The sequence below is a fragment of the Flavobacterium reichenbachii genome (assembly GCF_002217435.1).
Classification (GTDB): domain Bacteria; phylum Bacteroidota; class Bacteroidia; order Flavobacteriales; family Flavobacteriaceae; genus Flavobacterium; species Flavobacterium reichenbachii.
In genome coordinates this window covers 18,802-30,727 of sequence record NZ_MUHF01000014.1, presented here as the reverse complement: position 1 = coordinate 30,727, position 11,926 = coordinate 18,802, and the positions used below count along the sequence as shown (strand labels likewise).

Annotated in this window: 8 protein-coding genes; 4 read left to right on the top strand and 4 right to left on the bottom strand. The window is 38.0% G+C overall.

The window, feature by feature from the left end; all coding sequences use genetic code 11:
* Positions 1-52 precede the first annotated feature (52 nt).
* From B0A68_RS12475 to B0A68_RS12460, 4 genes are read right to left on the bottom strand one after another with little or no spacing between them, the layout of a single operon-like run.
* Positions 53-1,120 (bottom strand): ComEC/Rec2 family competence protein, encoded by a 1,068-nt coding sequence (locus B0A68_RS12475; RefSeq protein ID WP_035680782.1) that lies wholly within the window; start codon positions 1,118-1,120, stop codon positions 53-55.
* Complete coding sequence (locus B0A68_RS12470) at positions 1,110-2,387, bottom strand: hypothetical protein (protein ID WP_035680780.1); 1,278 nt, start codon at positions 2,385-2,387, stop codon at positions 1,110-1,112. Before B0A68_RS12470 ends, B0A68_RS12475 begins: the two co-directional genes overlap by 11 nt.
* Position 2,388: 1 nt before the next feature.
* Positions 2,389-3,525 carry a caspase family protein gene (locus tag B0A68_RS12465; protein WP_084678970.1) on the bottom strand — a complete coding sequence of 379 codons (1,137 nt, stop codon included), beginning with the start codon at positions 3,523-3,525 and terminating at the stop codon, positions 2,389-2,391.
* A 25-nt stretch (positions 3,526-3,550) separates the two neighbouring features.
* Positions 3,551-5,599: a patatin-like phospholipase family protein gene (locus B0A68_RS12460; protein WP_035680775.1), complete on the bottom strand. Its 2,049-nt coding sequence runs from the start codon at positions 5,597-5,599 to the stop codon at positions 3,551-3,553.
* A gap of 1,037 nt (positions 5,600-6,636) precedes the next feature.
* On the opposite strand from B0A68_RS12460, the gene B0A68_RS12455 reads away from it, so the two are divergent.
* The 4 genes from B0A68_RS12455 (at position 6,637) to B0A68_RS12440 (ending at position 11,877) form a co-directional block, all read left to right on the top strand.
* On the top strand, positions 6,637-7,398 hold the full coding sequence (locus tag B0A68_RS12455; RefSeq protein ID WP_035680773.1) for a phosphatase PAP2 family protein: 762 nt from the start codon (positions 6,637-6,639) through the stop codon (positions 7,396-7,398).
* Between the two features lie 68 nt (positions 7,399-7,466).
* Complete coding sequence (locus tag B0A68_RS12450; protein WP_035680771.1) at positions 7,467-8,147, top strand: response regulator transcription factor; 681 nt, start codon at positions 7,467-7,469, stop codon at positions 8,145-8,147.
* A complete protein-coding gene (locus B0A68_RS12445; RefSeq protein ID WP_035680768.1) occupies positions 8,137-9,402 on the top strand; it encodes a sensor histidine kinase in 1,266 nt (421 codons plus the stop codon). The genes B0A68_RS12450 and B0A68_RS12445 overlap by 11 nt, the downstream gene beginning before the upstream one ends.
* Positions 9,403-9,465: 63 nt before the next feature.
* Positions 9,466-11,877 carry a TonB-dependent receptor domain-containing protein gene (locus B0A68_RS12440; protein WP_035680763.1) on the top strand — a complete coding sequence of 804 codons (2,412 nt, stop codon included), beginning with the start codon at positions 9,466-9,468 and terminating at the stop codon, positions 11,875-11,877.
* Positions 11,878-11,926: the final 49 nt, after the last annotated feature.

Here is an 11,926-nt window from a genome sequence, read left to right as displayed (position 1 = left end):
ATAAAATATATTATAATTTTAATTGAAGGCAGATAGCTTACATATTGCGGAACTAGTCAAACAAAGTTACAATCACACCCTCCTCCTCTGGGTAAATTGTAGTATAGTTGTACCTATCCTGAAGTGATGACAACTCCCATATCCGGTTGTCTCGAGATTTATAATTAAACGTGATATTTATATTTTGTTTTAAAGTTATTAGTCTTGCAATGGTAACCGCATCAGGGTGATGGTACATAGTACCGCTGGTAGATATAACAAAATTTCTACAGTCAACCTGCTTCATCAAATCGGGACTTGTATTGCTCTTACTCCCGTGATGAGAGAGCTTTACCAAATCAAATTTTAAACTTTTTTCAAGTCTGCTTAGAGAGCTGCTTATTATTCCTGGAAATGAATCACCGGTAAAAAGAGCCGCTTTTCCTTCATAACTAGCTATAAAAGCTATACTGCTCCCATTCGCAGAGGAAGTATCCTCTTTGAACTTTTGATTTTTAAGTGTTTCGATATCTGGAATGTCTGGCACTCCAAATGCCTCAGCATTTCCTGTATTTATATCTACAGCAATTTCTCCAAAACCTGGATCAAGTCCGGCTTTCCTGACTTCATTTTCCCAGTCCCTTCGAAGATTCATTAAATTTTCTTTCATTGGCGAAAGCATTGTAAGTTCCATACCTCCTTCAAGCCTAATCTTTGGCAAAGGTCCTTCTTCAGAAACCATTATCGCACCGCCGTCAAAATGAGAATTCCATGGAATTTTGTGCTTTAATATGGCCGCCGTAAGACGTTCCCCCTGAACGGCACCAAAAGGCTCCACTGAAGGATTTGGCTGAAGATGTTTCCATCCGTTAAACCACACAGACTTTATCTCACATATCAATGATTCCTCTTCTAAGAGCTTTAGAATACCTTCTATATGATCCCTGTCAATATGCGTAATGACCAATAATTCGATCACACGCTGCTCTTTGGGAAGTTTTTCGAAAAATTCCTTAATGTTTGCTTTTGTTCCACCTGTTCCACCATCTATAAGAATATAGCTGCTAGTCTCCGTAAGGCCATACTCAATCACAATGCAATCACCATAACGTGCAGGCAAAAAATTAATATTATAACTCATGATGGCTGGATTCGTTTAATTTTTGCACAATATCATAACTTACTGAATTACCTATTAATCTATTTTCCGTAAATAAAGGTGGAAGAATTGGATTTCCAAAAGGCTCCTTATCAGGCAGCTCCGGATATGAACCAAAATAGGTCGTCGTTTCTTTTGTACTGTCTGAATTGGCTAAAAATGCTCTCACATCTTTTAGTGCTTTTTCAATTGACTCATCACTTTGCTCAAAGGTATAAGAGCACATCACCAGTCCATCATAAAGCAGACGCACTCCTTCACTGAAGATCGGCATTCCGCCCTCCATAGACCTCAAAAGCGAATTTCTGATCCTACGATCATTATTTTCAAATGCTTCTTTGTTATTATTTTCTAAAATCATCTGCCATGCATATATAATATGCCCGTCAGGAAGCCACTCAAACCACCGGGATAAATTCTCTGCCCAGTTGTGCATCCGTAATAATTCGCCTGTCTTAAGCAGATAATATCCTCCTATGGCGGCAGCTATAGGATCACTAATTTTTTCTTGTAAAAGATCTTCCGCGTCATTAAGGCTCCATAAGGACTTTGCTCTGGACATATCGCCTGAATTCATTAAAGAAAGTAGTGCCTGTGCTCTTCTATTGGAAAGCTTCAGTGTTACATCATAAAAAGCAGCAATAAAAGGATTTGATGTCCTGCGTATGATGCATTTAACCGTATTTCCTTTCGGTACCGAGATAAACTGCGACACGCGATTGGGATTTTGGATCTCTAAAAGATGGAATAGCCCTGTAGGTTTTATAGTCACAGTTAATTCGCCACTGATTAATTTCTCCTGCTTAATTTCAGGCAGTAATTTGGTAGTCCAAACCCCGTTTTGCCTAGTCCATAACCGTGCCACGGTAATACCTAATTCTAAGGTTGCATTTAAGGGATTTGATTTTTTTATTATTCCTTTGTCTCCAAAAATAGAATGTAATAATCTTTCTTCGGGAGTCAGCTCTAAAGGCAAAACCGAGATTTGCTCCAACAGACTCTTTTCATCTCGCAAATCAAAAACTATTTTGGCTGTACTATTTTTATCTGCTGCCGCAATCAGGTCATAACGTTTCCCGGAAACTAAATTTAATCTAATGGTATACAATTGATTCGGCAAAGAAAAAGAGTAATTCCTTTGTGAGATCCAATGCTCTGCAATAACAGCAAAATTAGCATCAAGTACCTGAAGCTGCTTAGGTTCTGTATTTTGCCCTCCAAGAATCTTTACTTTTATATCTAAATCCATTTTATATACAATTTATTTCTTCCTTACAAAAAGGCGGTGCTACAGATTTAGCTTTGGATCTGCCAACATAGCCTCCCTGTTCAAAACTGGCTCCGACCTGATAAATTCCCGCTGTAACATTGACATTCCACGGTTCCATCGCAGGCGCTCTTGTATCGCCTGTATTATTATTTAAATCCCTATACGATAAAGATGCATGAAGTAAAGCCTGTTCAGGATTACAGGTTATAAGCAACGGGACTGTCGGCGGACCCGAAAGACGCAATATAGCCCTAACATCACTGGTAGTACTCATACAACGCTGGTCATAACCTTGCTCAACGGCTATATCGCGAAGAAATTCCGTCATTTTAGAGGAAAGCTTCCCCATGGAAACCGTCCAGAAATCTCCCGCATCATTGTCGGCTGCATTTCCTTTAAGAGCACCAATAAGTGCCTTAGTATAAAACGATACATCATTGGTAATCCCATAAGCAGCCTCATTTGGTGCGGCTGCCTTTTGCACCAGACTGTATCTGCATTCCCGATTGAAACGATTTGGCGGTTCAATCGGATTTCTGGGAAGCTCGGTAGCCAACATATCAGGAGTCAGTTGTCTACAGGAATCAATCAAAAATATCTGCGTTTGCGCCTGACAAGACGAAAAAGCACGGCGTGTCATATCAAACGCAAAAGATCCTTCCCAGGGATTATCAGGGTACTCCCCAAAATCCTCGGTAAGAAGGTACTGCTCTCCGTTATCTAAACCATGTCCGCAAAAAAAGAAAATAGCTGTATTCTCTTCATGCTCATTGCAGCGATTCTTCCAATTCCTATAAGCCGTTTTAATGTTTCTAAGTGTAGCTGCATCATGTTGCCTGCCAGCAAATACTTGGGAAGAGCCTGCAGGTGCAGAGACAAGCACTTCAACGCTGCCTAAAGGTGTTATCCAGGAGTTACTGTTTTCCAAATCCACAACACAATTGTAAAATGCCTCAGCTGAAACAGCCGGGGATCCTAATTGTCCCATGAGCTGAGCGCCGTCAAAACTCTGTTGTATAGCATTGGCTCCTCCTTGTAAATAAGGGTAGGCACCTACACCTATAATCATTATATGAGTGGAGGGTTCTTGGCGCGGGCTATTAAAATATAATGCCATAATTTAATTGTTTTTTTTACAGAATTTAATTGTTTTTTGGATCGGTAAGAGCATCATATAAAAACATCGGATCCCTTTCAAAACTTATCATCATCGCTCGTAATTGCTCCAAAACCATTTGGATACGCTGCTTGGATTCGTCGCTTAATGCAGAAAAATTTCTACTATGCCTCAATGATAAAGTATAGCGAAGCAGACTTGTGCAGGTGCTGAACTGTCCTGTGGCAATAATGGCCTTGCGTACATTTTCACTGCCCGCTGTTTCTTCTTCAGCCGAAAACCACAATGCTGTGGGCGCGTTATAGGCAATCTCCGCCAAATCTTGCATTTGACTAGTTAATTTGCAAGAAGTGCGGATATCATTTTCAAAGTCTTGCTTTCGTTTGGCATATTTTTCTTCATCCTCATCTTGCTCAATACTTTCAAAAGTAGCAGCTCTGCCATTTTTATCATTGGTATAAGAGAGCCTATAGATCGGATTATTCAAACGTCGGTACTTATAATGCTCGTTGGCAAAAAACTGATCGTAAATTAGACGACGCACCTGTTTTAAAAAAACATCGCTGATCATGGTCTGTGCTGATTCTAACCTTGTATATATCATATTGAGGATATCCTCTGTTTTAATCCCTTTTAAATAGGCAATCATTTTTAAAATCGTTTGATTTCTAAAAGTAGGTTCCGGGAAATAATGTACATAAAGATCCTCCAAGGTATTTTTCTTTAAGGCCTCTGCAAATGAAGGCCTTGCTGTAATTAAGTCCCTAATTTTAGATTTTAGATATACCATTGCGGCCAAAAGAAGTAGCAATACAACTTCACACAAAACTGATCCGAAAGAAATGCTTTCAAATAAAAGAATTAATAAGGAAGCAATATTGAGCACAATAACTCCGTAAAACGTTATTGAGAACCATTTTTTTGTGTTCCTTTGGTATATTTTTAAAGCATTCCAATAATTTTGAATGCTCTGTTGATTCCACTTTTCCCCTTTTACTACAGGTTCACCAAAGGGCTTCATATAAAAACTGGCAACATCACTTACCATCATCAAATCAAACCGACTCTTAAAAGTCTTTTCGTCTTTTGTCGCATTTAAAGTTTTTCTTTCATTGGCAAGCAATAAACTAAGCAGTCCTTGATTATCACAGATCCCTCCATCCATCAAACCAAATTCACCCTTATCTACAAATTTTTTTTCATCCAAAGCCCTGCTGCTTTTAGAATTGGTAATTTCATACTGCTGTCCTTCTCTCCAGCTATTGGTTCTTAAAACAACAGCCTCTTTTAAATCACTTATTTGCGGTCCATTGGGATAAGAAAAATCTCGGGGAAAGATAATCGGTTCAAATCCTAGTGGAAAACAGGAAGAAGACGCCAGAATATCGCCCAAACGGATCTGTCTTAAAGTTTTAAAAGATTTTTCAGAGGCTTTCCAATTAATGCCGATGTTTCGATTTCCCAACTTTCCACCCTTAAATTGCTCCCAGTTTTTTTCACCACCCTGAAAACGAAAAGACAACCCTGTGTAAAATTCTGTAGCATTAAAACAAAATTCCTTTAAATGAGTGATCTGTTCACCTTTATCGTCGTCCATAATAAAATCAAAGCATTTTTCCTCTTCATTTAAAAAATCGAGCAGCGAAATATGATAAGCCCTCGCAAAAGCATTTATTGGATTACGTCTTTTTTCTCCATCTTCCCAATGACTATCTTCTTTTAAAATATCCAATGCCTGATGTAATAAAATTTCTCCAGTAAGTTTCTTATTTAAATGACCAAAAAAATCTCTGAATGACTTCCCCTTTCGAAGTGAGGCCGTGTACATCAGTAAGGTAATGGTTCCTCCTGATGCTGATGAAATGAATTCAACCTTATCAAGAAGACGCAAGGTCTGCTCTGCCGAGTTATTGATTTTAAGAGCATCAAAAACACTCAAAACCCCTAGGCCGTACGCTGCAGCACGAAAACCGCCTCCTGATAGAGCAAATCCAATTGACTCAAAGGGATGCTGAGGAAAGCTATAAGTATGATCGATATCAAATAATGTTTCTTCAGTAGTACCTTCTTTCATAAAATATTATTAAAGTGTTCAATCCTATTTAAACAGGTTATTTCAGTAGTCGAAAATCATTCAGATGAAATAATCCAAAATATAATAACAGTAAAATTATAGCGCAATCACAAATCTACTATTAAAAAAAATATGGTATACACGCAAAAATACCCCTTTTAAATACATCACATTAATAAAAGTTAATTCTCAATCCAAACGGACTAAAAGGGCACCTAAGATAGAGCGCCATTAATGTGCAAGGGAAGTATCACAGCTAATAATAAATAATAAGTGGTTGTGCTTATTTATATCCTGCCCTAGCCCCGATAGCAGTGGAAATCCTTTTGTGCCGGTGTTCGGCACAAAAGATTGCAACGGATAGCGGGAAAAAGCTCCAAAAAATAAAACTATATACAATTCACTAAGTACAAAGTACAAACAAAGTACAGTACAAACCCGGACAAGAAAGCACCCCGAGACACCCCTTTAAAAAAACCACTGCAATAATTTAATTCAAAAAATAAAATTACAACTTCCCATACAACCAAAAATTACCACAAGCACCACCGTAATTCCCAAAACCCGATCAAAGCCCCAAAACACGCAGCCAAAAACAACCAGCCCCTATGACCGCAGAACCCTTATAAGGAACCCCAAAGCGGCCCCAAAGACATAAGGGGGAAGGACATAGAAAAGGACCTTATAGAGAATGACCCATCCAAAGGGGTTTGAAACTGATATGGATAACCAGAGGAGCGATGAGGATGAAAATGATTCCTTAGAAACCATTGAGCCCGAGATGGACAATTCGGTGCAGAGGGAATTCGATATCGGGCAGCTTGGCCAGAAGTAGCTTCAGGAAGATGAACGCGCAAGGGATCACACCGGTGGTGGTGCAAATAATTAACCTACCCAGAGAAAATTTTAATGCATCTGGATTTGATGCTATAAAAAAATCGTTACCACTAATGTTTTTTTATAGCATCATCGGGAGTGAATATTTATAATCTAAAATTGTAGTAACTTTATTAAAGATATATACTAAAAAAAATTTGATGGAAAAATTTATTCTCTCAGTTGTTTCCTTACTTTTTGCGTGCTTTACCATAGGGCAAAATACAGTTCAAAAGGATTCTATAGTAAATGACACGGTTAAAAACATCACCTTCAATTACAAACAGCTTATCATTCCGGGAGTTTTGATAGGATATGGTTTTTGGGGAGCTGAAAGCGGGCAGATTAAAAGTTTTAACTTTCAAATCCGTGATGAATTTACAGAAGACATTGATAAAAAAGTTACAATAGATGATTTTTCACGATATGTTCCTGCAGTTTCTGTTTATGCGCTTAATGCTTTTGGGGTCAAGGGAAAAAATAATATGCGCGACCGTTCTGTAATTCTGGCAACTTCAACCATTATAACCGTGGGAACTGTTTTTGCCTTAAAATCAGTTACTAATGTAGAACGCCCCGATGGATCTTCCAATAATTCATTTCCTTCCGGCCATACCGCTATCGCTTTTGCAGGCGCTGAATTTTTATATCAGGAATACAAGGACAAATCCATATGGTATGGTGTGGCGGGTTATGCGGTGGCTGCAGGTACCGGCATATTTCGAATGTACAACAACAGGCACTGGCTTACAGATGTAGCGGCAGGCGCCGGAATTGGAATTCTGAGCACCAAAATTGCCTACTGGATGAATCCCTATATTACAAGGAAATTATTTCATGGTGAACAAAATAAATCGACATCCTTTATAGCCCCGTCATACGATGGAAAGAATTTTACAATCTGCTATTTTAAAACATTTTAGGCTGATTTAATTTCAATAAAGAGTCCTTTTATTCAGATTTTCTTCAGAATTCATTTGTAAATTGCAGCATGAAAATTTTGATTATTGAAGATGAGCGCGAAATTGCGCAGAGCATCAAAGACTATTTTAAAACAAACGGCATTCAATGCGAAACCGCCGAAAACTATAATTTGGCACGCACCAAAATTGACAGCTATGATTATGATTGTATCCTGCTGGATCTTATGCTGCCGGATGGTGATGGTTTTGATATCTTAAAAGAGTTAAAAGCCAAAAATAAAACCGAAGGCGTAATTATTATCTCAGCCAAAGAAAACCTTGAAACGCGTTTGGAGGGATTTAATCTGGGCGCTGACGATTATTTGACTAAACCTTTTCATCTGGCTGAACTTTTAGTCCGCATGCAGGCGCTTATACGTCGTAAAAATTTTAAAGGAAGCAATAGTGTTGTCTTTAATGAAATTACGGTCGAAATTTTCTCCAAAACAGTAACTGTAAACGATATAAAACTCGATCTTACCAAAAAAGAATTAGATTTACTTTTGTTTTTAATTGGCAACGAGAATAAAGTGCTTTCAAAATCGGCTATTGCAGAGCATCTTTCCGGGGATATGGCCGATATGCTGGACAATCATGATTTTATATATGCCCATATCAAAAATCTTAAAAAGAAACTAACTCAGGCCGGCAGCGGAGATTATATAAAAACGGTGTACGGCTTAGGATATAAATGGGAAAATGAGCAATAAAAAATTACTTCTTAAAACAACCAACAGTTTTCTTATTTACGCTGTTATTATACTTTTAGTAGCGGCGCCGGTATTTTATTATACCTGCCAGTGGCTCTACATTTATGAAACAGACGAAGTACTGCTTTTTCATAAAGGGGCTTTTGTAAAGGAAAGCCATAGCAATTATACCGCCAATGACATTGCAGCATGGAACAAATACAATCATAATGTTACTATTGTGCCCGATATGGGCGTGAACAAAGACTCCATCGTCGGTGAGATGATTTTTGAAGCCATGGCCAATGAAAAAGAGCCATTTCGCATACTGTATGCCCCGGTAGAAATAAACGGAAAAAAATATACTTATATAGAAAAGCGTAATCTGGTAGAAATGGAAGGAATGGTGATCAGCGTTGCTTTCATGTTCCTTTTTATCATCATTATCCTGCTTATTGGGATTATCTGGATATCCAAAAAATCGGCTGCACAAATCTGGAAACCCTTCTACAATACTCTGGGCCAGATTGAGGAGTTTGAAATTGATAAAAATAGTCCGCCTGAATTTATTGCAACAGATATCGACGAATTTGACAGGCTTAATAAAAGTCTTGAACGGTTAATTGAAAAAAACACTGTTATTTATAAAAGCCAAAGAGAATTTGTAGAAAATGCAGCTCATGAACTTCAGACCCCATTGGCTTTATTTCAGACTAAAATTGACACGCTCCAGCAATTGGACTTAACCAGAGAACAATCTGCCTTAGTAGGATCTCTTAACAAGGATGTTTCAAGGCTTAACAGACTCAATAAAAACCTTTTATTACTTTCTAAAATTGATAATGAAAGTTATCTGGATCGCGATACTATTGTTCTGAGCGAATATATTGATAAACACCTCGGCTTTTTTATTGAACAGGCACAAGCCAAAAATGTAAAAATCAATACGCATTTTAAAAATATTCTAAGAACAAAAGGAAATACTGCCCTGACAGAAGTGCTGCTTAATAATTTATTCCTGAATGCCATTCGCCACAATATAAAAAATGGCGTCATTGATATTATCATAGAAAACAATTCACTAAAATTTGTCAATACGGGTCAGCAAACGCCACTCGGAGCGCAGAGTATCTTTAATCGTTTTTCAAAAATAAATCCGTCATCGCAGGGAAATGGGCTGGGACTTGCAATTATCAAAAAAATCTGCGAAATTAACCATTGGGATATCCGTTATTCCTTTACCGATAATCTGCATACTTTTGAGGTGATTTTTTAGAAAATTCAAACTTCCTACAGAATCACCTATGAGCTTTGTACTATTCTTTTTTAAATAGTACAAATGAAATCAAAAACACTACTGCTCTTCTCTTTTCTGCTGATAGCCGTAATGCAATTATCTGCCCAGAAAAAATCTGTAATTCTTTCGGGAATTATTACCGATAGTAAATCCAAAGTTGCGATACCTTACGCCAATGTTGTTTTAAAATCTTCAAAAGATCCTAAAATTTTCTTCGGAACTGTTAGCACCGAAGATGGGCGCTTTACAATAACAGGAGTAAATTCAGGAAATTATACCCTAGAGGTCACTTCAATTGGTTTTAAAACCAAATCCCAAGCCGTATTTGTTGGCAGCCTTTCTGATTACCTGGATCTTGCAGCTATCGAAATGGAAGAAGACATCAATACTTTATCTGAAGTAATTGTGAGATCAGACACCCAAAAAAATCCTGTTACAATGGATAAAAAAGTGTTTGCAGTCGCTGATAATATTACCCAAAGCGGAGGTTCAGTTCTGCAGTCTATGCAGAGTTTGCCCGGCGTTACGGTTCAGAATGGAAAAGTGCAGTTAAGGGGAAATGATAAAGTAACCATCTTAATTGACGGCAAACAAACCGCGCTCACAGGATTTGGAAGCCAGTCCGGATTGGATAATATCCCGGCTTCAGCCATCGAAAAAATTGAAATTATCAATAATCCATCTTCTAAATATGATGCAAACGGAAATGCCGGAATCATCAATATCATTTATAAAAAAAATAAGCAGGATGGCCTCAATGGTAAAATAGGAATTAGTTCGGGTTATGGCGCGTTGTGGGAGCGCAAGTCAAATCTTCCCACTATCAGGGATCAATATCACATGACCCCTAAAATCAATCCGAGCCTGTCTTTAAATTACAGAAAAAATAAAGTAAATACCTATTTACAAGCTGATTATCTGTATACAGAAACCCTGAACAAAAATGAGTTTGTAACCAGAACCTACGATGACGGCACCATAATCAACCAGCAAACCAAGCGAAATCGCGACACGCATTTTACCACCATTAAAACCGGAATCGACTGGAATTATAACGACCAGAATACTTTTTCATTTTCCGGATTATTTGGAAGCGAAAAAATTATCGATCACGGTGATGAGCCTTTTTTTAATGCCGATTATTCTGAGCGTTTGCGTCTCTGGCAATTTCTAGAAGATGAGCTTAAGACAACTGTGATGGCAAGCGCTTCCTATCAGCATAAATTCAGACAGGCAGGACGAAAATTAAACGCGGGAATTAATTACACGTATCATCAGGAAGATGAAAAGTATTTCTTTGATAATAATCTGCCAGCTTCTACAGGAAAAGATGCTTTTAAGTTACTCTCAGATGAAAAAGTAATCGATCTGAATTTAGATTATATCCAGCCTTTAAAATACGGTCGTTTTGAAACGGGCCTAAAATTTAGAAACCGCCAAATTCCAACCAATATGCAGTTTTTTCCCGGCGAAAACTCCCCTATCGATGCCAATGCCGGAGGATGGGCCACCTATAAAGAAATCATACCTGCTGTTTATGGCAGCTATATTTATGAAACAGAAAGAATTGAAGCGGAGCTCGGACTGCGTTATGAATATGTACAGCTAAAGTATGAGGTAACCCCCAATCATCCTGTTTATAAAAGTGACGGTTACAATTATACAGAACCTTTTCCGAGTGTTAAACTCGCTTACAAAATAGACGATAAAAATAAAATTACCGCTTTTTACAACCGCCGTGTCGACAGGCCTAATGAAGTCGATATTCGTATTTTTCCAAAATACGATGATGCTGAAATTATTAAAGTAGGAAATCCTGCCCTTCGTCCGCAGTACACAAGTGCCTTTGAACTGGGTTATAAAACCGATTTTAAGAAAGGCTATTTTTTAGGTTCACTTTATTACAGGGTGGTAAACGGTACCATTACCCGAATTGCAACAACGGTTCCGGGCAGCCCAATCATTTATAATGTATTCCAAAATGCCATGGAAAGTTCTTCTTTTGGCATTGAGCTTGTCTTTGCCAAAGAACTCACCTCGTGGTATTCTTTTAATCTGAATGGTAATTTATATAAAAATACTATTGACGCTTTTACGGTAACCAATTTATATCCCGTTCCGTCAACCTATAACGCAAGTCTGCAGGAAGCAACTTCGGGAAATGTAAAATGGAACAATACTTTTCAATTGAGCACAACACTTTCGGGGCAGGTTTCAATGGTTTACCTGGCACCCGATATTATTCCACAAGGAAAAATTGATTCACGCTTTTCTACAGATCTCGGTGTAAAAAAGATGGTGCAAAAAGGAAAAGGCGAAGTATTTTTAAATGCCACCGACATCTTCAATACACTGGTAATAAAAAAAGAAATCCAGGGTGAGGGTTTCCGCTACACCAGCAAGGATTACTATGAGACACAAGTAGTTCGCTTTGGCTACAGTTATAAATTCTGATTTCCCAATAAAAACCAAAATTCAAAATAAATTCAGAATTGGATTATAA